This window comes from Sphingomonas sp. GC_Shp_6 (assembly GCF_026540835.1).
GTDB lineage: Bacteria > Pseudomonadota > Alphaproteobacteria > Sphingomonadales > Sphingomonadaceae > Sphingomonas.
Window position 1 is genome coordinate 1 of record NZ_JALNUO010000022.1, and the last position, 22768, is coordinate 22768.

Annotated in this window: 19 protein-coding genes and 1 tRNA gene; 6 read left to right on the forward strand and 14 right to left on the reverse strand. The window is 69.5% G+C overall.

Going from position 1 to position 22768, the window contains the following annotated elements; genetic code table 11:
• Positions 1 to 77, forward strand: a tRNA-Arg gene (locus OXQ95_RS16935).
• Positions 78 to 192: 115 nt separating this feature from the next.
• Positions 193 to 696, forward strand: a complete 504-nt coding sequence (locus tag OXQ95_RS16940) for a response regulator transcription factor (protein ID WP_267382283.1) — start codon at positions 193 to 195, stop codon at positions 694 to 696.
• A gap of 5 nt (positions 697 to 701) precedes the next feature.
• Here the strand turns inward: OXQ95_RS16940 and OXQ95_RS16945 are convergent, their stop codons facing one another.
• Positions 702 to 3191, reverse strand: coding sequence for an FtsX-like permease family protein (locus OXQ95_RS16945; protein WP_267382285.1), 2490 nt, complete (start codon positions 3189 to 3191; stop codon positions 702 to 704).
• Positions 3188 to 3889, reverse strand: coding sequence for an ATP-binding cassette domain-containing protein (locus tag OXQ95_RS16950; RefSeq protein ID WP_267382287.1), 702 nt, complete (start codon positions 3887 to 3889; stop codon positions 3188 to 3190). Before OXQ95_RS16950 ends, OXQ95_RS16945 begins: the two co-directional genes overlap by 4 nt.
• A 50-nt stretch (positions 3890 to 3939) precedes the next feature.
• On the opposite strand from OXQ95_RS16950, the gene OXQ95_RS16955 reads away from it, so the two are divergent.
• On the forward strand, positions 3940 to 4557 hold the full coding sequence (locus OXQ95_RS16955; protein WP_267382378.1) for an arylesterase: 618 nt from the start codon (positions 3940 to 3942) through the stop codon (positions 4555 to 4557).
• A gap of 24 nt (positions 4558 to 4581) precedes the next feature.
• Here the strand turns inward: OXQ95_RS16955 and OXQ95_RS16960 are convergent, their stop codons facing one another.
• Positions 4582 to 5517: an oxidoreductase gene (locus OXQ95_RS16960; RefSeq protein ID WP_267382289.1), complete on the reverse strand. Its 936-nt coding sequence runs from the start codon at positions 5515 to 5517 to the stop codon at positions 4582 to 4584.
• 118 nt (positions 5518 to 5635) lie between these two features.
• Here OXQ95_RS16960 and OXQ95_RS16965 point away from each other — a divergent pair, with 118 nt between their 5' ends.
• Together OXQ95_RS16965 and OXQ95_RS16970 are read left to right on the forward strand one after the other, a co-directional pair.
• Positions 5636 to 6694, forward strand: coding sequence for an oxidoreductase (locus OXQ95_RS16965; RefSeq protein WP_267382291.1), 1059 nt, complete (start codon positions 5636 to 5638; stop codon positions 6692 to 6694).
• Positions 6685 to 7878, forward strand: coding sequence for an MFS transporter (locus tag OXQ95_RS16970; protein ID WP_267382293.1), 1194 nt, complete (start codon positions 6685 to 6687; stop codon positions 7876 to 7878). Before OXQ95_RS16965 ends, OXQ95_RS16970 begins: the two co-directional genes overlap by 10 nt.
• A gap of 207 nt (positions 7879 to 8085) precedes the next feature.
• Here OXQ95_RS16970 and OXQ95_RS16975 read toward each other — a convergent pair whose 3' ends face one another.
• From OXQ95_RS16975 to OXQ95_RS16985, 3 genes are read right to left on the reverse strand one after another with little or no spacing between them, the layout of a single operon-like run.
• On the reverse strand, positions 8086 to 10140 hold the full coding sequence (locus tag OXQ95_RS16975; RefSeq protein WP_267382295.1) for an alpha-glucosidase: 2055 nt from the start codon (positions 10138 to 10140) through the stop codon (positions 8086 to 8088).
• Between the two features lie 59 nt (positions 10141 to 10199).
• Positions 10200 to 11267, reverse strand: coding sequence for an LLM class flavin-dependent oxidoreductase (locus OXQ95_RS16980; protein ID WP_267382297.1), 1068 nt, complete (start codon positions 11265 to 11267; stop codon positions 10200 to 10202).
• On the reverse strand, positions 11264 to 12094 hold the full coding sequence (locus tag OXQ95_RS16985; protein ID WP_242097670.1) for an aldo/keto reductase: 831 nt from the start codon (positions 12092 to 12094) through the stop codon (positions 11264 to 11266). Before OXQ95_RS16985 ends, OXQ95_RS16980 begins: the two co-directional genes overlap by 4 nt.
• A 229-nt stretch (positions 12095 to 12323) precedes the next feature.
• Between OXQ95_RS16985 and OXQ95_RS16990 the strand changes: the two genes are divergently transcribed.
• The gene (locus OXQ95_RS16990) at positions 12324 to 14756 is read left to right on the forward strand and encodes a TonB-dependent receptor (RefSeq protein ID WP_242097549.1); all 2433 of its coding nucleotides are present in this window, start codon (positions 12324 to 12326) and stop codon (positions 14754 to 14756) included.
• A 58-nt stretch (positions 14757 to 14814) separates the two neighbouring features.
• Here OXQ95_RS16990 and OXQ95_RS16995 read toward each other — a convergent pair whose 3' ends face one another.
• From OXQ95_RS16995 to OXQ95_RS17030, 8 genes are all read right to left on the reverse strand, one after another.
• On the reverse strand, positions 14815 to 16065 hold the full coding sequence (locus tag OXQ95_RS16995) for an MFS transporter (protein ID WP_267382300.1): 1251 nt from the start codon (positions 16063 to 16065) through the stop codon (positions 14815 to 14817).
• A gap of 50 nt (positions 16066 to 16115) precedes the next feature.
• A complete protein-coding gene (locus OXQ95_RS17000; RefSeq protein ID WP_267382692.1) occupies positions 16116 to 17147 on the reverse strand; it encodes a LacI family DNA-binding transcriptional regulator in 1032 nt (343 codons plus the stop codon).
• A 115-nt stretch (positions 17148 to 17262) separates the two neighbouring features.
• The gene (locus OXQ95_RS17005) at positions 17263 to 17709 is read right to left on the reverse strand and encodes a periplasmic heavy metal sensor (protein ID WP_267382303.1); all 447 of its coding nucleotides are present in this window, start codon (positions 17707 to 17709) and stop codon (positions 17263 to 17265) included.
• 2 nt (positions 17710 to 17711) lie between these two features.
• Entirely contained in the window at positions 17712 to 18110 is a 399-nt protein-coding gene (locus OXQ95_RS17010) for a hypothetical protein (RefSeq protein WP_242097545.1), read from the reverse strand.
• Positions 18103 to 18663, reverse strand: a complete 561-nt coding sequence (locus OXQ95_RS17015) for an RNA polymerase sigma factor (protein WP_267382305.1) — start codon at positions 18661 to 18663, stop codon at positions 18103 to 18105. The genes OXQ95_RS17010 and OXQ95_RS17015 overlap by 8 nt, the downstream gene beginning before the upstream one ends.
• A gap of 105 nt (positions 18664 to 18768) precedes the next feature.
• Entirely contained in the window at positions 18769 to 19017 is a 249-nt protein-coding gene (locus OXQ95_RS17020) for a hypothetical protein (protein WP_267382307.1), read from the reverse strand.
• Positions 19018 to 19113: 96 nt separating this feature from the next.
• Positions 19114 to 20883, reverse strand: coding sequence for a chloride channel protein (locus OXQ95_RS17025; RefSeq protein ID WP_267382309.1), 1770 nt, complete (start codon positions 20881 to 20883; stop codon positions 19114 to 19116).
• The gene (locus OXQ95_RS17030) at positions 20880 to 22652 is read right to left on the reverse strand and encodes an SLC13 family permease (RefSeq protein WP_242097541.1); all 1773 of its coding nucleotides are present in this window, start codon (positions 22650 to 22652) and stop codon (positions 20880 to 20882) included. The genes OXQ95_RS17025 and OXQ95_RS17030 overlap by 4 nt, the downstream gene beginning before the upstream one ends.
• Between the last annotated feature and the right edge of the window lie 116 nt (positions 22653 to 22768).

A 22768-nucleotide genomic window follows, 5' to 3' on the forward strand; every position in this document is an offset into this window, starting at 1 on the left:
GTCCCCGTAGCTCAGTCGGATAGAGCGTCGGTTTCCTAAACCGCAGGCCGGTGGTTCGAATCCACTCGGGGACACCAACCTTCACCACCAAGACCCGCAGAAATCCTTGGGTTTCACCAATGTGGTCGACAATCGGGCGGAGCGCAAGCGGGTTGGCTCGGGCGCGAGCGGGCCGGGGGGAGGCTCGCTCTGATGGCGTCCAAAATCCTCGTGGCTGATGACGAAGCGGCGATCCGCCGGCTGCTGCGCAACACGCTCGAGCGGGCCGGCTACGCCGTCGTCGAGGCGATCAACGGCAAGGAAGCGCCGGCGCGCGCCGGTGCCGATCGGCCCGATGCCATCCTGCTCGATCCCGACCTGCCGGACCGGGACGGCCTCAGCCTTATTCCGCTGCCCCGCGAGGGCGACGACGCGGTCATCCTCGTCGTCTCCGCGCGCGACGCCACTGAAGAGAAGGTGGCGGCGCTCACGCGCAAGGAGCACGACGTGCTCGCCATCCTCGCCCGCCATATCGGCCGCGTGGTCACGCACGAGCGCATCATCGCTGCCGCCTGGGCGGGCGAGGAGGACCCGTGCATCGAATGTCTGCGGATCGTCGTGCGCAACCTGCGCCAGAAACTCGAGCCTGCAGGCCAGGTCGGAAGCGTGATCGCGAACGAGCTCGGCGTCGGATACCGTCTGCGATCGGACGGCTGATGCCGCTACCCGTCCCGCAACGCGGCGGACGGCCGTGCTCTGAGGGCCGGCAGGCTCCCCACGAGTCCGGTTGCGAGTATCATCGCCAGCGCGCCCGCAAGCGTGGCCGCCACGATGTCCCAACGCGGCGCCCAGACCATGCCGAACGTCTGTGTGACCACATACCAGCCGGCGGCAGAGCCCAGAACCAGCGCGACCGAGGCCAGCACCAGGGATAGAATGGCATATTCGATCGCCTGTGCACCGAGCACCTGGCGACGGCTGCCACCGAGCAGTTTCAGGATGACGGAATCATAGCGCCGGGTGCGGCCCGATGCGGCGATCGCGCCGATCAGCACCGCGATCCCGGCAGCGACCGTGACCGCCGCCGCCACCCGGACGGCGAGCGCGATCTGGGCGAGCGCCGTGCCCAGTTGCGCGATCACGTCGCCGACGCGGATCATCGTCACCGAGGGCAGCGTGGCGGCGACGCGGCGGGCGATCGCGCCGTCGCGGGCCGGCGGCGCATAGACGCTCGCCAACAGGCCGTGCGGCGCTTCCTCGATATAGCCGGGCGAGAAGACGATCGCGAAGTTCAGTCCCAGACCGCCCCAGTCGATCTTGCGGAGCGCCGCGATCCGCGCGGGAACGTCGACGCCCAGCACCGATATGGTGATGCTGTCGCCCACCTTGAGGCCGAGCGCGGTCGCCGCCCTGTCCTCGATCGATACCAGCGGCGCACCGTGATACTCCGCCGGCCACCATCGGCCCGCGACGACGGTGTTGCGCGGCGGCAAGGTCGCCGACCAGGTGATCGTCCGGTCGCCGCGCAGCACCCATGCGCCCTCCGGCAGCGTCTTCATGTCAACGACGCGCATGCCGTGAAAGGCGACGATCGATCCGCGCAGCGACGGCACGGCCTCGATCCTGGCGTCGGGTGCCGCGGACTTGACGGTGCGGGCGAAGGTCGTCGCATCCTCGGGTTGGAGGTCGATGGCGAAGAAGCGCGGCGCCTTGGCGGGTGCGGCGTTGCGCAGCTCGAACGCCAGGCTCGAATCGATGACCGCGAGCGCCACGAACAGCGACAAACCGAGGCCGAGCGCCACGACGAGCCGATCGGTCTGCGCACCCGGCCGGTGGAGGTTGGCGACGGCGAGCCGAAGCAGCGGACGGCGCGGGCGCGGCAGCCTGGCGGCCACGACGCGGATCGCCGACCCGATGCCCCATAAGAGCATGATGACCGCGAGGATCGCGCCGATGAAGCCGAGCGCGAGCAGCCGGTCCGACGCCGTCAGCACCGCGAGCGCGACCAACGCGGCAACGAGCAGCGCCATGACGCCCGCTACGCGCCCCGATGGCAGGCGGCGCATGGCGACCGCATCGCGCAACAGCGATGCGGCGGGCACGGCGCGCGCACGGGCGAGCGCCGGCAGCGCGAAGAGCAACGCGACCAGCAACGCGAGGACCGCGGCCGTCGTCAGCGGCAGCGGATACAGCGTCAGCCGCGGCAGCACCGGCAGCGCCGTTCCGGCGATCGCCGTCACGATCCACGGCACCGCCGCGCCGACCACCAGGCCGCCGCCCACGCCGATCACCGCGACCAGCCCGAGCTGGATCAGGAAGATGGTGGCGATGGTCTGCGATCGCAGGCCCAGAACCTTCAGCGTGGCGATGATCTGCGTCTTGCCTGCCAGATAGGCCGCCACGCCGCTGCCCACGCCGACGCCCGCGATCGCCAGCGCGGCCAGGCCGACGATGAGCAGGAACTGCCCGAGTTGGTCGATGCCGCGGCGCAGCCCGCCCGCGGATTGGTCGCTGAGCTTGGCCGACCACCCCGCGCCCTGGAAGCGGCGCAACAGCCGATCCCGCACGGCCGCCGCCGCCTCGGGATCGGCGAGGGCGATGCGGTAATGGCTTTCATAGAGGCTGCCGGGCTGGAGCAGCGCGGTCGCGTCGAGAGCCACCGGATCCACCAGAGCCGGCGGCCCCAGCGTGAAGCCCGCGCCGAGGCGATCGGGCTCGTCGGCGATGAGGCCGATCACGCGCAGCGGGGCGGAGCCGATCCGCAGCGTGTCGCCCGGCCGGACGTTCAGCCGATCGGCCAGCGCCGGTGCGATCGCGACCTCGCGTCCGTGCGGTCGAGCGGCCAGAGCGCCCGGTGCGAGCCGGAATCGCCCGACCAGCGGCCATGCCGCATCCGCGCTGCGCAGATCGACCAGCGCCGCCGCGCCGCCCGCATCGGCCATCGCGCGCAACCCGACGACCTCCGATACGCGCCCGATCCGGCCGAACGCCGCCAGCTCTTCCACGGTCGCGCGCCGCTGCGAGACGCTGAACTCGATGTCGCCGCCCAGCATCTGCCGGCCGTTTCCGTCGAGCGCGGCGATCATGCTGGCCGCAAGGCTGCCGATGCCGGCCAGCGCCGCGGTGCCCAGGAACAGGCACACCGCCAGCAGCACGAGCCCGCGCCCGCCGCGCCGCAGATCGCGCAGCGCCAGGCGCCAGGCAAGGCTCACCCGTTGCTCCTGTCCGCGACGATATGGCCGTCGGCGAGCTGGATCACGCGCGCGCACCGCGCCGCCAGCACGGGATCGTGGGTGATGATGAACAGCGTCGCCCCGCTTGCCGCATGGCGGGCGAACAGCAGGTCCATGATCGCCGCGCCGGTCGCGGTGTCGAGATTGCCCGTCGGCTCGTCGGCGAAGATCAGCGGCGGGCGGGCGACGAGCGCGCGGGCGATGGCGACGCGCTGCTGCTCGCCGCCCGACAATTGCGCCGGATAATGGCGGGTACGATGACCGAGCCCGACCGTGGCGAGTTCCGCCTCGGCGCGGGCGAAGGCGTCGCTTTGCCCCGCCAGCTCGAGCGGCACCGCGACGTTTTCCAGCGCAGTCATCGTCGGCAACAGGTGGAAGGCCTGAAGGACGATGCCGATCCGCCCGCGCCGCGCGACCGCGAGCCGGTCTTCATCGAGCGCGCCGAAGTCGAGCCCCGCCACGGCGATGCTGCCGCCGCTCGGCCGCTCCAATCCGGCGAGCACCGCCATCAGCGAGGATTTGCCCGATCCCGACGGACCCAGCAGCGCGACGCTTTCGCCCGATGCGACCCGCAGATCGATTCCGCGGAGGATGTCCACCCGCGCCAGCGCACGGCCGAGCGACAGCGACACGTTGCGTGCGACGATCAGCGCGCTATCGGTGGGAGATGAAACCATCGTTCCGTCTTGGTCGATCCGGCGTTCGACGGCAATTGCGGCATGCCGCGATGCTCGCTTTGGTCGCGATCCTGTCGGGCGCTCCGGCTGCGGTCGCGGCGGCGCCCGCGCCGCTGATCTGGGCGTTCGGCGACAGCCTGACGGCCGGTTACGGCCTCGCGCCGGATCAGGGGTTCACGGCAAGGCTGCAAGCCGCGCTGCGCGACGCCGGCATCCCTGCGACGGTGCGCAACGGCGGTGTCGCCGGCGATACCGCGGCGCAAGGGCGGGCGCGGCTGCGTTGGGGATTGCGCGGCCTCGGTCGGGCGCCCGATCTGGTTCTCGTCGAACTCGGCGCCAACGACATGCTGCGCGGCCTCCCGACCGAACAGACCAAGGCCAATCTCGACATGATCCTTGCCGAGTTGCACGCCCGCCGCATTCCCGTGCTGCTGATCGGCATGCGTGCGGCGCCGAACCTGGGGCGGGACTATGTCCGTGCGTTCGACGCCATGTACCCCGCCCTCGCCAAGACGCATGGCGTGCCGCTCTACCCGTTCTTCCTCGACGGCGTGGCGGGCCACCCGCGTCTGATACAGGCCGATGGGCTGCATCCCGATGCGGGCGGCGTGGACGTCATCGTACGACGGCTGCTGCCCACGATCGTTCGCCTCACGAAGCGGCACTGACCATCCGGCGCCTAAGCCGGCCCGTCAGCCCCGGGCGTCCGGGTAGTCGGCGCTGAGCGCCAACGCGCGATCGGCTTCCACCTCTTCCAGGCGCTTTCGGAAAACATCCACGGCCGTGTCATAGGCGAACTTGCCCAGCACGAGGTGTCGCGGCGGCACGTCGCGCAACACCGCCTCGATCATGGCCTCGCCGGCGCGTACCGGATCGCCGGGCTGCTGGCCGCTATAGCCGCTGGTCGTGCCCATCCGCGCCGCTGCCGTCTGGGCATAGGCATCGATCCGGCTCTCGGTCTGGATCAGGGAGCGGCCGGCCCAATCGGTGCGGAACGGGCCGGGCTCGATGCAGGTCACGCTGATCCCGAGCGGTTCCACTTCGGACGCGAGCGACGAGGACCAGCCCTCCACCGCATGCTTGGTTGCGCTGTAATAGCCGCTGGCTGCAAAGCCCGTGATGCCGCCGACCGACGTGACGTTCAGGATGGCGCCGCCTCCCTGTTCCCGCATGAGCGGCAGGACGGCGCGGGTCATCGCGAACAGGCCGAACACATTGGCATCGAACTGGGCGCGGATTTGGGCCTCCTCGCCTTCCTCCACGCTGGACTGATAGCCATAGCCGGCATTGTTCACGAGCACGTCGATGCGGCCGAACCGCGCCTTGGCCTGCGCGACGGCGGCGGCGATCTGGTCGGCGTCCGTGACGTCGAGCGCCACCGCCAGTGCGCGGCTGTCGCTCGCTGCGGCCAGATCCTCGACGCGGTCGGCGGAACGGGCGGTCGCCACGACCCTCCATCCACGGGCGAGCACGAGCTTGGCCAGTTCGCGACCGAAGCCGGTCGAGCAACCGGTGATGAACCAAACGGGATCGGGGGGAATCGTCATGGAAGAACCTCGGATAAGGACGTGCGACTGGAACGTCCGGGCGGGTCGCTGGAGCCAAAGTTTTTCGAGCGAGCGCTGCATGGCTCGGAATAATCGTGCCGGACGGCGGAGTGGAACGTTGGCGAGGCTCCGCTGTTCGCGGCGGTGACACGATCCTGCAGCCATCACGCCCCGGCGGCAGACCAAGGAAGCGAATGCGATGAACGATCCTCTGCGCGTCGGCCTGCTGGGCTATGGCTTTTCGGGCAAGACTTTCCACGCGCCGCTGATCGCGGCGTCGGACCGTCTGATGCTGTGCGCCGTCGCGTCGCGCGATGCCGCAAAGGTGCATGCCGACCTGCCGGGCATCCGGGTCGATGCAGATCCGCTCGCCATCATTCGCTCGCCCGACATCGATCTGATCGTGATCGCCACGCCCAACGAAGCGCATGCGCCGCTCGCGCTTGCCGCGATCGAGGCCGGCAAGCATGTGGTGATCGACAAGCCGTTCGCGCTCGACCTGGCCGAAGCACGAAGCGTCGTCGCCGCGGCGACGCGCGCCGACCGGCAGCTTTCGGTGTTTCACAATCGGCGCTGGGACAGCGACTTCCTTACCGTCCGCGACGCGATCGCCGCCGGGATGATCGGCGACATCGTGCATTTCGAATCGCATCTCGATCGTTTCCGCCCCGAAGTGCGGGATCGCTGGCGCGAACGCGCGGGGCCGGGCAGTGGCGTCTGGTTCGACCTCGGGCCGCATCTCGTCGACCAGGCGCTGCAACTCTTCGGCTTGCCCGATCTGATACAGGCGAGCCTTGCGTGCCAGCGGCCCGGCGCGGTGACCGACGATTGGGCTCATGTCATCCTGTTCTATGGGCAACGGCGCGTCATCCTGCACGCCGGCATGCTCGTCGCGGGGGGAACGCATCGCTTCGTCGCCCATGGTACGGAGGGCAGTTTCGTGAAGCGCCTGCCGGATCGGCAGGAAGCGTTGTTGCTCGACGGCACGAAGCCGGGCGCGGAAGGCTGGGGTGCGGATCCCGACGGCCTCACCATCTACCGGCACGGGACGGAACGCACGATCCCGGCGACCCCTGGCGATCAGCGCCGCTTCTACGATAGGCTTGCCACTTCGCTTCGAGGAGCGGGGGCCGCGCCCGTGCCGCCGATCGAGGCGCTCGCGGTCATGGCCGTGGTGGAAGCCGCAAGCCTGTCGTCCCGCGAACGCCGCGCCGTGGAATTGCCACTCACCGCCGAGGAGCGCGCGGCATGGCGATGAGCGGCGAAGCGCCCGCACCGGGCATCGGGCCGGGCCTGACCGCCGTCTTCTCCATCGCCTGCGGCCTGATGGTCGCGAACCTCTATTATGCGCAGGCGTTGATCGGCGAGATCGCGCCGGCGCTGGGCCTGCACGGCGCCGTCGCCGGCCTGGTCGTCACCGCGACCCAGCTCGGCTATGGGGCGGGCTTGTTCTTCGTCGTCTCGCTCGCGGACCGGGTCGAGAACAAGCGGCTCATCCTGGCGCTGACGGGCGGCGCCTGTTTCGGGTTGCTCGGCACGTGGCTGGCGACGGGCGCGGTGAGCTTCCTGTTGTTTTCCTTTCTCACCGGGTTCTGCTCGGTCGGCGCACAGATCATGGTGCCGCTCGCCGCCCATCTGGCGCCCGAGAGCCGGCGCGGCCGGATCGTCGGCAACATCATGGGCGGGCTGATCGCCGGGATCATGCTGGCGCGCCCGCTGGCGAACGGGGTCGCCGCGGTGGCCGGCTGGCGCACGATCTTCGGGCTTGCCGCGATCGGGATGGCGGCGCTTGCGCTGCTCGTCAGTCGCACCGTTCCGGAACGCCGCCCGCAACCCGATCTGCGATACGGCCAGCTTCTGCGATCGAGCGTTCGGCTGTTGGTGAATACCCCGGCGATCCGGCGGCGCACGGCCTATCAGGCGACGATGTTCGCCGCGTTCAACCTGTTCTGGACGGCGGTGCCGCTGCTGCTCGCGCGGCGCTTCGGTCTGGGCCAGGGCGGTATCGCGCTGTTCGCGCTGGCCGGTGCCGGCGGTGCGCTGGCGGCACCGATCGCCGGGCGGCTCGGCGACCGGGGCCATGTTCGAGCGGGCACGGCGGTGGCGCTGACGTCCGCAATCGGTGCCTTTCTCCTCGCCGGCTGGGCCGCGGCGGCGCATGCGCTGATCCTTCTCGCCGCCGCGGCCGTGCTGCTCGACGGGGCGACCCAATTGAACCAGGTGCTCGGCCAGCGCGTGCTCTTCTCGATCGCGGCCGAGGCGCGCGGCCGCATCAACGCGGTGTACATGACCATGGTGTTCCTGGCCGGCGCACTAGGCTCGATGCTCGCGACGTTGAGTTTCGAACGGGGCGGCTGGACGGCGACGGCCGCGGTCGGCGCCGCGCTGGTCACGGCCGCGCTCGTCCTGTTCTCGACCGAACGCCGGGCGAGCGCGGTCTAGAGTTGACGACGTTACTTAACCCGTTCGCCCTGAGCTTGGCGAAGGGCATGCGCCGCATGCCAACGTTGGACTGCGGAGAGCGTGCTTCGACAAGCTCGCACGAACGTAGACAGACTGGATCGACCTAACGTCATCCGACCCCAGAAATGCTGCGACGTTCGGTGACGGTCTGAAACAGCGCCCGCCCGACGCCGCACGCCGCCGTCATCATGGTGCCTCGGCGGCGAGCGCGGTGAACAGCGCGGCGTGATCGCTGCCCTCGCGCCAGAAGACCGGCGGCCGGCCGAGCGGGGCTGCGACCTCTACCGTCTGGCCGCCCGCGAACCGCTCGCCCGACCAGAGATGCACCCAATGCGCGCCGGCGGGAAGATAGGTGGCCCAGCGATCGCGGTCGGGCGCGATCACGGGTGCGACGATCAGGTCGCGGCCATAGCCGAACTGCGTCTCGATCCCCCAGCAGCCGGGATCCTCCTCCCAATCGAGCAGCAGCGCGCGCTGGAGCGGCAGGCCGGTTTCCACGGCCTCGTCGCACAGCGCCGCCACATAGGGTGCGAGCGCGGCGTGGACGCGCGTCATCGCCACGAAATGCGCGAGCACCGCCGGATCGCCGTCGAGCTGGAGATTGTCGTCGGGACGATTGCCCTCATGGCTGCGCATCACCGGCGAAAAGGCGCAGAGCTCGCTCCAGCGCATCAGCAGTTCGGGCGTGCGGACGTTGCCGTAGAGGCTGGTATAACCGCCGAGATCGCTGTGGTGATAGGCGTTGCCGAGCATGCCGGACGACAGTGCCGCGCGGATGACGGTGCCGATCCCGTCATGGCGCGAGAAATCCACGCACTGATCGCCTGCCCACAGCAGCGGGCAGTGGCGCCCCACGCCGGTGAACCCGGCGCGCATGAAGAACAGCGCGTCGCCGGTGCGCCCGCGCGCGGCGATCGCGCGGGCGTTCACCTCCGCCCAGATCGTCGGCCATGCGTTATGCGCCAGCATGCCGTCGGTGCCGTCGTGAAGGCGGATGTCGGTCGGCAGATACTCGCCGAAATCCGCCATCCAGCCCGACAGCCCGTAATCGAGCATCTCGCGGCCGATCACGCGGTCGGCGAACCAGTCCGCCGCGGCGGGATTGGTGAAATCGACGATGCCGCAATCGAATTCGCCGAAGTCCACGATATAGGGCGCGTCCGCGTCGCGGCGCAGCACCAGATAGCCGGCGGCGACCGCTTCGGCATAGAGCGAGCCGTCGATGGCGAGATAGGGATTGACGTAGCCCAGAAACCGGATGCCCCGCTCGGCCAGCGCCGCGATGTGCGCGCGCAGCCCCGGATAGCGGCTCTCGTTCGCCTTCCAGTCCCAGAACAGCCGCTTGCCGAAGCTGGTAACGCGCAGGCCCACCCAGTCCTCGCACCAGAGCCCGGTGACGATCGCGCCGGCTGCGATCATCGTCTCCATGCGCGCGAAGCTTTCCGCCCCCTGCTTCAATCCGAGGATCGCGCCTTCATAGGCCCAGCCGGGAAGGCGGGGCTGGCGGCCGAAGCGGCTGGATAGCTGGGTGACGATGCCGGCGAAGCGCTCCGCCGCGAAGAGCTCGATCCCGGTGGGGATCTCCCATGCCTCGATCTCGTGGAACGCGGGGTCGCGAAAGTCGAAACAGCTATAGGCGGTCGTATCGAGGTGCAGCGCATAATGGCGTGACGAGACATAGGTCGGCTGCGGATAGTTGGTGTTCCAATAGTCGCCGCCGGACCGGCTGTCGCGATCGCACTGGAAGGTCATCAGCGTGGACTTGTCGCGCCCGACGCCCGGCTCCGAGGTCCAGAGCGGGAAGCGGCGACCGGCCATGTCGAAATAGGATAGCTGTTCGCCACCGCCCCATAGCCGCTCGCCCGGCTCGGCGACGCAGCGCAGCCAGAAGCGGTTGAGCGCGGGATCGAGCGCGGCGATCGCCAGTCCGGCATCGGTCACGGTGACGCGCAGGAGCGGGGCGCCGGTGGCCGTCGCCGCCAGCGTCACCGTGTCTCCGTCGACCGCTGCGTGGGCGAGCGGCACGCGCGCATCGAGCCGGTCGGAAAGGACATAGTTGCCGCGGTACATGTCGATGTCCGGACGGCCGATCCCGACGAAGACGGCCGGGCGGGCGGGGCGGTGGCTCACCACCGGCATGTCCCCGACGCACAGATCGAAGCCCCCGTCGACCGCGATCAGCCGGAGCCGCGTCGTGCCGCCCATACCAGCAACGAGCGGAGAGGAAGCGCTGGCAACCATCGACAACTCTCCCTTGGCGCCTGCCGCGGCTTCGTCGGCGCGCGGTACGGCGCCGTTCCTCAGTCCAGCGTCAGTGGGCCGTGCCGCAGCTTGGGCAGAACGTGGCGGGCGAACAGATCGGCCTCGGCGGCATGCGGATAGCCCGACAGGATGAACGCTTCGATCCCCATGTCCTGATACATCCGCAGCTTGGCGAGGACCTGATCGGGATCGCCGACGATCGCTGCGCCGCAGCCCGACCGGGCGCGGCCGACCCCGGTCCATAGATTCTCTTCGGCATAGCCGCTTTCGCTCGCATTCTCGCGCAGCGCCGATTGGGCGGCTACCCCCATGGAGGTGGTGTCGAGCGACTTGTTGCGGATGGCTTCGCCCTCGGCCGCATCCAGCTTCGACAGCAGGCGGTCCGCGGCGGCGCGCGCCTCCGCCTCGGTGTCGCGGACGACGACATGCGCGCGATAGCCGAATTTCAGCGTGCGGCCGTGCCTGGCCGCGCGCGCGATCATGTCGTCCATGATCGCCCGGACGGCCTCCTGCTTGTCGGGCCACATCAGATAGACGTCGCAACCCTGTGCCGCGGCCTCGCGCGCATCGGGCGACAGGCCGCCGAAATAGAGGGGCGGGCATTTGCCGGATACCGTCGAGACGGCGGGAGCGTCGAGCTTGAGCTGCCAGAATTCGCCCTGATGATCGAGCGGACCGCCGTTGAGCAGCGTCTTCAGGATCTGCATCGCCTCCAGCGTCCGCGCATAGCGGGGCGCGGAGGCGAGTTTCTCGCCGGGCAGATCGGACGAGATGATGTTGATGGTCAGCCGTCCGCCCAGGATGCGGTCGATGGTGGCGATCTGGCGCGCGAGCTGGGGCGGCCAGCTTTCGCCGATGCGCACCGCCATCAGCAGCCGGATGCGGCGCACCATGGTCGCGATCGCGGCGGCGAAGGCGGTGGTGTCGATGCCGAGCGCATAGCCCGACGGCAGCAGGATATTGTCGAAGCCGCCGGTTTCAGCCTGAAGCACGATGTCGCGGCAATGCTCCCAGCTCGATTTCAGCTGCGGATCGGAAACGCCGAGGAACTCGTAATCATCGTCGCAGAGCGCCGAAAACCAGCTCACTTCGCACGCGGCCGTCATGGCAGTTTCTCGCCCAGGCTCGCCTCGAGAACCGCATACCATTCGGCCCGGGTCCATCGTGGCGTATAGGCGTCCGGTATCTTCGCGATCCTGGATGCGTTCTGGGTTCCGACGATCGGGATGGGGCGCGCCGGATGCGCCATGATCCAGCTATAGGCCGCGGCTGCGCGATCGACGCCGGCCTCGTCGGCCTTGGCATCGAGCAATGCCGCGACCGCCTGGGCGCGCGCGTCCTGCGGATCGGCGAGCCGTCCCCCGCCGAGCGGGGACCAGGCGAGTACCGCCATCCCCCGCTCCATCGCCTGGTCGAACAGCCCGTCGAACAGCGGCGTGACGGCCAGCGCGGAGAATTCGGGCTGATGGCTGACCAGCGGCGCCGTCAGGAACGAGGCCAGCGCCGCCGTCTGCGCCGGGGTGTGGTTGGAGACACCGATTGCCGCGATCTTGCCCGCGGCGCGCGCATCGTCCAGCGCCCGCGCGACCTCCTGCGGGTGCGTCAGGAGATCGGGACGGTGGATCTGATAGAGATCGATCCGCTCGCAGCCGAGCCGCGACAGCGACGCGTCGATCGCCTCGGCCAGGTACGAGGCGCGCGAGTCATAGGGCACGCCCATGCTGATGCCGCCCTTCGTCGCCAGCACCATGCGGTCGCGCAGGGCCGGCGCCTCGGCCAGCACCCGCCCGAGCAGCGTCTCGGCGGCACCGAACGACTCGCCATTGTCGGGGCCGTAGATGTCGGCGGTGTCGAGCAGCGTGACGCCGGCGTCGAGCGCCGCTTCGACGAGGATGCGCGCCTCGCCGACGTCGTCGCCGCCGAACCGCCACATGCCCCAGGCGATGGTGCTGATGGTGAGGCCGGTGTCGCCAAGGGCAACGGTGCGATCGGGAGGAGCGATGTAAGACACCGTTGTCTGATGGCGCAAAATCGGCCTAAAGAAAAGCTAAATGGCGGCGTGATGATCGCCAATGCAGCATGCGGACATGCCAAAGGGTGTGGGCGTCATGGCAAGACATTGGATTCGCTGGAAAACCAGTGGTGCGTTCAGGAGAGGAATGATGATGAAGGTTGCAACGACGCGAATCCTGATGCTGCTGGGGGTCGCCGCTCCGGCGTTGCTGGCCGCTCGGCCGGCCGATGCACAGGACGCGCAGGCGTCCGTCTCCGGCGGCGTCGCTTCCAGTCCGGCACCGCAAGCCGCCGCGGAGAGCCCGCCGCCCCCCGGCGTCGCGGCGCAGCCGGCCGAGTCCCAACCGGAGGCCGCTCCCACCGGCGATATCGTCGTGACCGCGCAGAAGCGCAGCGAGCGGTTGCAGGAGGTGCCGATCGCGGTATCCGTCGTCAGCGGCGCGGCGCTTTCGGCGCTGGGCAAGCCGGGGCTCGAGGGCGCGGTCACGCTGGTGCCCGCGCTCAATTTCCAGAAATCGGGGACGACGCTGAACCAGTCGCTGTTCCTGCGCGGCGTCGGCACGACGACGTTTTCGATCGCCGGCGAGCCGTCCGTCTCGACCGTGGTCGACGGCGTGGTCTATGCGCGATCGGGCGAGGCGTTCGGCGATCTGGTCGATATCGAACGGCTCGAGGTGCTCCGTGGGCCCCAGGGCACGCTGTTCGGCAAGAACGCCTCGGCCGGCGTCATCAACATCGTGTCGGTACAGCCCACGCGCGATCTGGGCGGCTATGTCGAGGGCGGCTATTTCACGAACGGCAACGAGGCGCGCATTCGCGGCGCGCTCAACCTCCCGGTGAGCGACACGCTGCTGACTCGCTTCACCGGCTTCTACGGCCGGTACGACGGCAACATCCGCAACGTTGCGACCGGCGACCGCGTGAACGGTTACGAGCATTACGGTGCCCGCGCGCAGGTGAAATGGATGCCGAGCGACCGCACGACGGTGGCGCTGATCGGCGACTATCATCGCGACGACGACAATTGCTGCGCCGAGGTGATCGGCACGGGCGCGCTGAACGCGGCCGGGGCGGCGATCACCAGCCCGGCGTTCGCGGTGCTGCCGACGCCGCTCGGCGACCGCACGCGCGCGGTGAACCAGAATCTGGTCACCCGCACGAAGGAGGAGGGCTATGGCGTCTCGCTCCAGCTCGACACCGAACTGGGCACGCAGACGGTGACCAGCATCACCGCCTATCGTGACTATCGGAACACCGAGATCCGCGACGGCGATTTCCTGCCGCAGGCCTATGTCGGCTTCAACCAGCTTCATGACGTCGGGCCGCAGACCGGCAACACGTTCAGCCAGGAACTGCGCCTCACGTCGCCGGCGCACCAGTTCCTCTCCTATGTCGTCGGGCTCTATTATTCGCGGGCGGAATCGGAGCGGATCTATTCGCGCGCCGACATCGCCTGCAACGGCGCCGCCACGCCGACGGTTCTGATCCCCTGCGGCACGGCCGGTGCGCCGGCGACGACCACGCCCTTCGGCCAGTCCGATTATGGCTCGGTGTTCAAGAACATCGCCGCCTTCGGCCAGGCCACCGCCAATTTCACCGATCGGTTCCGCTTCATCGGCGGGATGCGCTGGACGGCGGATCAGCTGAATGTGTTTCTCACCCGCACGACGGCGCTGGCGGGTCCCGGCATCCAGCCGAGCTTCCCCATAACGGCGACCGGCACCGGCACGCCGGCGAGTGCGTTCACCAACAAGACGACGAACACCAACCTGTCGGGCAAGGCGGCGCTGCAGTTCGACGTGACTCACAATGTGACGGCCTATGGCGGCTATACGCGCGGCTATAAGGGCCCGGCGTTCAACGTCTTCTTCAACCTGACGGCGACCGGCACGAACGTGATCGCACCGGAAACCTCCAACAGTTACGAGGTGGGGCTGAAGAACACGCTGTTCGGCGGCAAGCTGGTGCTCAACATCGATGCCTTTTATGCCAAGTACGATAATTTCCAGGCGAACAACCCCGATCTGGTCGCCGGTGTCGTCGTCACGCGCTTCACCAACGCCGGCAAGGTCTCGACGCGGGGCGGCGAAGCGGACATCGTCTTCCGCCCGGTCGCCGATCTGTCGCTGTCGGGCGGCATCGCCTACACCGATGCGCATGTCGACCAGTTCCTCCAGGCGCCCGGTGCGGCGGCGACGGCGGTGATCCCTGCCGGTACGTCGCTGCCGTTCGCACCCAAGGTGAAGGGTTCGCTCGGCGCCGATTACCGTTGGCGCACGGGTCGGGCGATCGACCTGTTCCTGGGGGCTCAGGGCAATTACCAGTCTAAGCAACTCGCGCTGTTTTCGCCCGACCCGGTGCAGCGCCAGCTCGGCACGATCCACTCCTATGGCCTTGTCAATCTGTCGGCCGGAATCGGCGATGCGAAGGATCGCGTTCGCCTGACCTTCCAGGTCCGCAACCTGCTCGACCAGAGCTTCGCGGCGGCGATCCAGAACGGCGGCCCATCGGGCTCGTACCGTTACCAGATCCCGCGCGACGCGGACCGCTATTACGGGGTGACCGGGCGCGTGAACTTCTGATCGTTCCTGCCCCTGAGGGATCGAGGCGGCCCCGGGCGATCCCGGGGCCGTTTCGCTGTCAGTGGCTCACCGGCATGACGCGCGCGGCGCCGGGTTCGGCCAGCGTCAAGTGCGGCACCAGCAATTGGACCAGCGCGAGGCCGACCAGATACGAACCGCCGCACAGGATCAGCAGCGGCGCATAGCCATAGCCGTTGTCGAGCGAGAAACCCGCGGCCTCGAGCATCGCCATGCCTGTCAGATTGCCGGCAAAGGCGCCGATCCCGATGGCGGTGCCGATCATCCGCGACGGGAAGATATCCGCCGTCATGCCGAACACGTTGGTCGAGAATCCCTGATGCGCGAACAGGGCCAGGCCGAGCAGCGACGCGGCGACCCAGGCATTGTCCGTCAGCAGCACCAGCGGCACCGGCAGGATCAGCACGGCATAGACGAGCATCGATCCCTTGCGCGCGCGATCCATGCCGATCCCGCGCGCCAGCAGCCATGTCGGCAGCAATCCGCCGCTGAGCGATCCCAGCGCGGCAAGCAGATAGATGAAGGCGATCGGCAGCCCCAGCGCGCCTTGCGACAGGTTGAACAGGCGGTGGAACAGATCGGGCATGAAGAACAGCAGGAACCACCAGCATTGGTCGCTCAGCGCCTTGGCGGCGATGATGGCCCATTGCCGCCGATCCCGCAGCATCGCGCCCCAGGGCACCCGGTCGGCGGGCGCGTCGTCGGCGGGTGCGGTGGTGGTCCCGGCCCGCGACGTGACGATCAACCAGATCACGACCCAGACCAGCCCAAGGCCGCCGGTGAGCAGAAACGCGGCGCGCCAGCCGAGCCAAAGCGCCAGCGGCGGGATCGACAGCGGCGCGACGACCGCGCCGAAATTGGAGGCCATGTTGCCGATGCCCAGCATCAACGATCGCCGTTCGGGCGGGAAATAGATGCCGGCGGTCTTCACCTGCGCCGGGGTGCCGATCGACTCCGCGGCCCCCAGCAGCGCGCGCACCCCGACGAACCCCGCGACGCTGCCGACCAGCGCATGCGCCATGCCCGCCAGGCTCCACGTTGCGACGCCGATCGCGAACCCCTTGCGCAGGCCGATCCGGTCGATGAACCAGCCGGTGCCGAGAAACGACACCGCGGCACAGAATTGGAAGGCGGACGCCATGTGGCTGTAATCGCGGTCGCTCCAGGCGAAATCGGCCTGCAGCATCGGTTTGAGCAGCGCGATGACCTGCCGGTCGACGTAGTTCAGCATGATCGCCGCGAATGCGAGGGCGACGATCGCCCACCGCCTGGCATCGACGCGCTCTTCCATCCCGGTCTCTCCTTTATATCGACAACGGTGTCACCTAACCGACCGGCTGGTCAAGCCGCAGGCGGCGCAGCGGTCGACTCCCGGACGACCAGTTCGTAATCGAGGCGCCGTTCCCGGGCCCCGCCGGGGGTGAGCAACAGATCGGCAGCGGCCGCCGCGAGATGCCGGACGGGTTGGCGGATCGTCGTCAGCGGTGGCCAGACGATCTCGGCCAGGGGGGCGTCGTCGAACCCCGCGACCGACAGCATCGCCGGCACCGCGATCCCGCGGCGATGCGCGGCGACGAGCACGCCGGCCGCCATGTCGTCGCTGGCCGCGAAGATCGCGCTGGGCGGGGCGGGCAGGTCCAGCAGCGCATCCGCCGCCGCCTTTCCGGACGCGAAATCGAATTCGCCCTGGCGGATATAGTCGAGATCGACGGCGATGCCGGCCTCCGCCAACGCCCGCAGATAACCCGCCAGGCGCTGGCTCGACGCGGCGTAGCTTCGCTCGCCCGTCACGAACCCGATCCGGGCATGACCCAGCCCGATCAGGTACGCCGTCATGTCGAACGCCGCCTGTTCGTTGTCGATCGACGTCGCCGGAACGTGATCGATCCGCGCGCCGGGCTGCAGGCGGACGAAGGGGATGGCGCGTCGCTCCAGTTCCTCGATCACCTGGCGATCGTCGCAAGCCGGCGGCGCCAGCACGAGGCCGTCGGGGTGCGCCTGGTCGATCAGCGCGACGATGTCGCCCAGCAGGGCGGGCGACGATCGATCATAGGGCTGCGCGATCATCCGCACCTTGTCGCGTCCGCACCGTTCGCGCACGCCGGCCTGCACCTCATACACGTACCAGGGGTTGGGATTGTCGCAGATCAGCGCGATCTGGTGAGATCGACGTCCGGCCAGCGCGCGCGCGGCCTGGCTCGGCTGAAATCCGATCTCGGCCATCACGGCCTTCACCCGCTCGCGCTTCTCGGCGCTGACATAGGGCTGATCGTTGATGACTCGCGACACCGTCTTGAACGACACGCCGGCCAGCCTCGAAACATCGCGGATGGTCGGCCGGTGGGTGATGGGGCGGGCGGGGCGTTCGAGCATCGCCATGGTCTAGGCAGGACAGGGCGGCCGGGGAATAGCGCTTTGCCGCGGCCGTCGCACGATCGAGGCGGGGCGATGCCCGACGATGCTATGCTTCGGCCTCGGGCCGACGCCGTTATCGCCCGATCGGGCGGCCCCGTTCGGCCCGGCGATCCATCGCATCGGCCAGCTTCGCGCGATTGGCGGGGGACAGCGTTGCGGCATAGGCGATGGCGCGCCGTTCGACCGCGGCGCGCACCGCCATGTCCGACGTCCGGGCGCGATCGAGCGCGCCGGCGACGGCGTTCGGGTCGAGGGTGGGCGCACGCAACAGCGTTGCCGCTTCGGCGCGGGCGTCGCGCCCGTCGAGGATGGTCGGGCGCATCGCCCGCCGCGTGTCGCGCAGCGCCTTGCGGAACGACTGGCGTTCGGCCGGGGGCAATTCGACCCCCGCGATGCGCAAGGCGCCCGCGGCGATCGTGCCGCCCCCTCGGCGCAGCGACACGACGCCCGCGATCAACGCCGCCGCCAAGAACAGGTTGAGGAGGACGGACAATGCCAGCGCGGTGCGGATCCTGCCCATCCTCAGCCGTCCTGCGCCGCGACGTCGCCGAACGACGTACTGCCATCGGTGGCGATGTCGATCGGCGCCGCCACGGCCACGGTGGCGATACCCGCTCCGGCGCCCGCCAGCGCCGCCGCGACACCGATACCCGACCACCATAGCCGCGCGCGCGCCGTGATCGCGCCCGGAAGCATCGCGCTGCGCACGATCCGGTCGCGCAACGCCGCATTGGGCGCGGGCACGCGCCACCGGTCGAGCGTGGCATCGAGTGTCGCGGCTTCACGCAGGATCGCGACGGCTTCGGGGTGCGCCGAAAATCGCAGCGCGGCGTCGCGTTCGCGCTCGGGCCAGCGCGCGATCACGCCGCCATAGGCGTCGGCGAGCGCGCGAAAGCGTTCGAGGGACAGCGGTTCAGTCATGCACGTCGCGTTCCTGCGCAGGGGCGAGATGGTCGCGCAAGCGGCGGCGGCCACGCGCCAGCAACGATTCCAGCGCCTCCACGCTCACGTCCAGCGCGGCGGCGGCCTCCATGCCCGAAAGATCCTGATAATGGACCAGCAGGATGGCGTCGCGCTGCCGTTCGGGCAAGGCGGCGATCGCCTCCGCCACGGCATGGCCGCGCTCGGCCGCGATCAGGCCGGCTTCGGCATCCGGCGATGGGTCCGCCCGGTCGGGCATCGTCTCGCCGGTCGCATCCCGGCGCCGACGGAGCCGATCGCGGCACAGGTTGAGCACCACGGTGTGAAGCCAGGTATCGAACCGCGCATCGCCGCGTCGCCACGTCTTCGCCTGCCGCCATGAACGGACGAACGCATCTTGCGCGACATCCTCGGCCTCGGCGCGGTCGCGCAGCACGCGCGTCGCAAGCGCCAGGATGCGCGGCAATTTCGCCGCGACCAGCATGCGCGTCGCCGATCCGTCGCCCCGGCCGACGCGCGCGATCAGCTCGAAATCGGGATCGTGGTCGTGCAACCCTCAGCGTTCCTGGCCGTCGAACCACCACGATCTGCTCCCCGTCGTCGAACCGCAAGGCCCGTCGGATCGGGAGAGCCGGGGCAGGCTCCCCCGACAAGGGGTTCAGCGATAGCGCCAGCCGCCGTGCCAACGGTCGCGATGCTGCCAATAGCGGCGGCCATCCCAATAACCGCGGCCATGATAGTAGTTGCCGACGATCACCGGGCCGCCCCAGCCAGGCCCCCGATTGGGGCGGCAGCCATTATAGGGCCCGCGGTGGAAGCCGGGGCCGCAGCCCTCGCGGGCGTCCGCGGTTCCGGCCGCTGCGACGGCGACGCCGGCCGCGAGGATCAATCCGATCATACGCTTCATGGGACATACTCCTGTCTTGCTCGGGCGCTTCGTTTGGCGCCGTACAGGGTAGAACGCAGCGATCCGCGATTTCCGTCGCGCATCCGCCAAACTTTTTCAGGCCTCGCCAAACAGTTCGCGCTGGCTGCGTTCGAGTTCGTTGGCATAGCGCTTGCGCACATGCGCCTCGGTGAGCGTGCCGAGCAGCGCGCCATCGGCCGCCACCACCGCCAGATCGTCCACGCCCAGCCGGTCGAACACCTGCATGACCTCGGTGATGTTGCGGGCGGGATCGATCGTCTCGTCGGGCCGCCGCGCGAGCGTGGCGGCGGCCGCGTCGCAGTCGACGCCGTCGGCGAACGCATCGGTGGTGGCGACGATGCCGGCATAACGATCCTCCGCGTCGAGCAGGATGATCCGGCCGGTCGAGCCGAGCGGCACGCGGCGGCGCAGCGCGGCGATGGTGATGGCGGCAGGCGCGGTCACCGGGGCCGCGCGCATCATCGACCGCGCGGTCAACTGGCGCACCCAGCCGATGTCGCGCGCCGACCGGATCACTTCGCCGCGCAGATGCAACCGCCAGGTGGAGAAGCTGTAACCGAAGAGTTCGCGCACCACCGCGCTCGCCACCAGCGATGCGGTGAGGACGATCGCGGCGAGCTGGAAGTCGCGCGTCGCCTCCAGCACCAGGAACGTCATCGTCATCGGTCCGCCGATCACCGCGACCGCCAGCGCCGCCATGCCCACTAAGGCCGCGTCCTGTGTCCACAGATGCGGCGCGCCGGGCAGCAGGATCTCGGTCGCGCCCGCATAGATCCGGCCGACCAGCACGCCGAGAAACAGCGAGGCGAAGAATAGCCCGCCGCGAAACCCGAAGCCGAGCGACACCGAGGAGGCGAGCCATTTGAGGGCGAGCACGCCGCACAGGATCAGGATCGGCGCATCGCCCGCCAGCGTCAGGTGCAAGGCGCCATGGCCCGCCGACAGCGCCTCGGGCGAGAGGAAGGCGATCGGCATCAGCAGCAGCCCGCCCAGGAAAGGTCGGGCCGCGGCGGGCAGCCCGATCCGCCGCACGCCCGCCTCCACCAGGCTGACCGAGCGCATCAGCGCGATTCCCACGAACGCGCAGGCGAGGCCGATGCCGACGAACGCCAGATAATCCATGTTGCGGGTGACGCCCACGCTCGACACCGTAATGAGATAGGGCACCCCGCCCAGACTGCGCGCGGTCGCCACGCCCGCGATCGCGGCAGCCGCGACGGGCGCGATCGCCGCCGGGGTATAGGCGCCGATCACGATCTCGAACGCATAGAAGGCGCCGGTGAGCGGTGCGCCGAACGCCGCGCCGATGGCGGCGCCCGCCCCTGCGCCCACCAGGATGCGCAGATCGGACCGGCGGATGCTCAGCCGCCGCCCGATCACCGAGGCGAGGCCGCCGCCGACCTGCGCATAGGCGGCCTCCAGCCCCACCGACGCGCCGAAGCCGTTGGATGCGAAGGTCTGCGCGGTGACGCTCAGGCTGTCGCGCCACGGCACCGCGCCGCCGTGCAGCGCATTGGCTTCCACCACGTCGACCGGGGTGCGGCGACGCCAGCGTTCCAGCGCATATTGCAGCAGCCCGAGCACCGCGCCGCCGGCGGGCAGCGCCAGCAGCCGCGACCAGGGCAGATGCGGCATCGCGCTCAGCCGCATCTCGCCCGGCAACCCGAACAGCAGCGCCTGCAGCGCGTGCGCCGCCGCGCCGAGCGCGACCGACAGTCCGCCCGTGACCGATCCCACCACCACCGCGAGGATGATGAACGTCGCCTCGCTGCGGCGCAGCCGGCGGCGGAACGCGGTCGCCTGGCGGAGCAGCGTGCGTAGCGGGGCGGGCATCCGGCGGGTCATGTGAGCGGCCAGACCCAGGCGATCAGCGGAACGCCGACCAGGATCACCATGATCGACAAGGGCAGCCCGAGCTTCCAGTAATCGCCGAACCGGTAGCCGCCCGGGCCCATCACGAGCGTGTTGCACTGATGGCCGACGGGGGTGAGGAAATCGCAGCCAGCCCCCGTCGCCACCGCCATCAGAAACGGATCGGGATTGAGGTGGAGCCGCTGCGCGACCGAGACCGCGATCGGCCCCAGCACCAGCACGGTCGGCGCGTTGTGAAGGAACGGCGAACAGGCCATGGCGGTGACCATCAGCGTGCCCAGCACCAGCAGCGGCGCGATCCCCGTCAGCAGATGCGCGAGCCCTGCGGCGATCAGCGCGGTGCCACCAGTATGCTGCACTGCTTCGCTCAGCGGCGTCAGCGCGCCGATCAGGACGAGCACTTCGGGCTCCAGCGCGCCATAGGCCTCGCGCATCGGCAGCGCGCCGATCGCCACGATCATCACCGCCGCGCCGAAGAACCCCGCCACGACGGGAATCGTGCCCGTGCCGATCAGCAGGATCGCCGCCGCCAGGATGGCGATCGGGCCAAGCCGCTGCCGCCGATCGCCCAGCTTCACGACGCGTTCGGCGAGCGGCAGCAGCGACAGCGTGCGCATGAATTCGGGAAACGCCTTTTCGCCACCCTGGATCAGCAGCACGTCGCCCGCCTTCAGCGTCACTTCGCGTAGTCGCTGCGTGATGCGTTCGTCGCTCCGCCCCACGGCAAGCAGCTTGACGCCGTAGCGATCCTGCATCCGCGTGCGGGCGGCGGACTGGCCGATCAGCTCGGATCCGGGCTGGATCGTCACCTCGATCGAGCGGACCTCTTCGCTCGGCTCCTCCGCCACGTCGCGGTCGTCGCGCGCGGGGCGCAGCGGCAGGCGTGCGAACATGCGCGCCAGCCCCGCGTCCTCGCCCTCCAGCACCAATATGTCACCCGGCATCAACGCCGCGTCGGCGGCGGCCGCCACCCGCACGCCGCCGGCCCGCACGATCGCGGCGAGCGTCACCCCGTCGCGCCCGAAGTCCAGATCGGCGATGGTCGCGAAGGCCGGGTCGAGCGCGTCCGGCACGGTCGCCTCCGTCGCATAGGCGGCGTCCCCCGCCAGATCCGCGATGCCCGCCGCGGACGGCCGGTCGCGCGGCAGCACCCGCCAGCCGATCGACACGACGACGAAGCCGAGCAGCGTCAGCGCGAGCCCCACCGGTGCGAAATCGAACATCGCGAACGGCTTGCCCAGCGTTTCCTCGCGCACCTGGCTGACGATGATGTTGGTCGACGTGCCGACGAGCGTGACGAGGCCGCCGAGCAGCGACATGAACGCCATCGGCATCAGCAGGGCGGAAACCGAGCTGCCCTCCGTCCGTCCGAGCTTGATCGCGGTCGGCATCAGGATGGCGAGCGCGCCGACATTCTTGGTCACCACCGACAGCAGCGCCGTCGCCCCGGCGAGCGCGGGTACTTGCATCGCCAGCGAGGTCAGATGCGCGAGCAGCGGGCGGATCGCCGTTTCCACCACCCCCGATCGTGCGACCGCCGCGCTGATGACGAGCGCGGAGGCGATGATGACGACCACGTCACTGGTGAAGCCTGAAAACGCCGCCTTCACGGGCACGATCCCGATCGCCATGCCGATCACCAGCGCCACGAGCGACACCAGGTCATAGCGAAACCGGCCCCAGGCGAAGGTCGCGACCGTCCCGGCGACGAGGGCGAAGGCAAGGATCTGCGGAGTGGTCAACGCGGGCTTTCGGAAACGATGGCGACTGCAACGACGCAAGCGCCGCCGCGGTGCCACCATGGAGCGACGCCCCGCCCTGCGCCAGTGCGGGATTGCGGCGGGTGGGCGACGGACGA

Bases quoted from the DNA above. Each gene is read 5' to 3' on its own strand.
- OXQ95_RS16940 (WP_267382283.1), top strand. From the start codon at position 193: ATGGCGTCCAAAATCCTCGTGGCTGATGACGAAGCGGCGATCCGCCGG.
- OXQ95_RS16950 (WP_267382287.1), bottom strand. From the start codon at position 3,889: ATGGTTTCATCTCCCACCGATAGCGCGCTGATCGTCGCACGCAACGTG.
- OXQ95_RS16955 (WP_267382378.1), top strand. From the start codon at position 3,940: ATGCTCGCTTTGGTCGCGATCCTGTCGGGCGCTCCGGCTGCGGTCGCG.
- OXQ95_RS16960 (WP_267382289.1), bottom strand. From the start codon at position 5,517: ATGCAGCGCTCGCTCGAAAAACTTTGGCTCCAGCGACCCGCCCGGACG.
- OXQ95_RS16965 (WP_267382291.1), top strand. From the start codon at position 5,636: ATGAACGATCCTCTGCGCGTCGGCCTGCTGGGCTATGGCTTTTCGGGC.
- OXQ95_RS16970 (WP_267382293.1), top strand. From the start codon at position 6,685: ATGGCGATGAGCGGCGAAGCGCCCGCACCGGGCATCGGGCCGGGCCTG.
- OXQ95_RS16975 (WP_267382295.1), bottom strand. From the start codon at position 10,140: ATGGTTGCCAGCGCTTCCTCTCCGCTCGTTGCTGGTATGGGCGGCACG.
- OXQ95_RS16980 (WP_267382297.1), bottom strand. From the start codon at position 11,267: ATGACGGCCGCGTGCGAAGTGAGCTGGTTTTCGGCGCTCTGCGACGAT.
- OXQ95_RS16985 (WP_242097670.1), bottom strand. From the start codon at position 12,094: ATGTGGCGGTTCGGCGGCGACGACGTCGGCGAGGCGCGCATCCTCGTC.
- OXQ95_RS16990 (WP_242097549.1), top strand. From the start codon at position 12,324: ATGATGAAGGTTGCAACGACGCGAATCCTGATGCTGCTGGGGGTCGCC.
- OXQ95_RS16995 (WP_267382300.1), bottom strand. From the start codon at position 16,065: ATGGAAGAGCGCGTCGATGCCAGGCGGTGGGCGATCGTCGCCCTCGCA.
- OXQ95_RS17000 (WP_267382692.1), bottom strand. From the start codon at position 17,147: ATGCTCGAACGCCCCGCCCGCCCCATCACCCACCGGCCGACCATCCGC.
- OXQ95_RS17005 (WP_267382303.1), bottom strand. From the start codon at position 17,709: ATGGGCAGGATCCGCACCGCGCTGGCATTGTCCGTCCTCCTCAACCTG.
- OXQ95_RS17010 (WP_242097545.1), bottom strand. From the start codon at position 18,110: ATGACTGAACCGCTGTCCCTCGAACGCTTTCGCGCGCTCGCCGACGCC.
- OXQ95_RS17020 (WP_267382307.1), bottom strand. From the start codon at position 19,017: ATGAAGCGTATGATCGGATTGATCCTCGCGGCCGGCGTCGCCGTCGCA.
- OXQ95_RS17025 (WP_267382309.1), bottom strand. From the start codon at position 20,883: ATGACCCGCCGGATGCCCGCCCCGCTACGCACGCTGCTCCGCCAGGCG.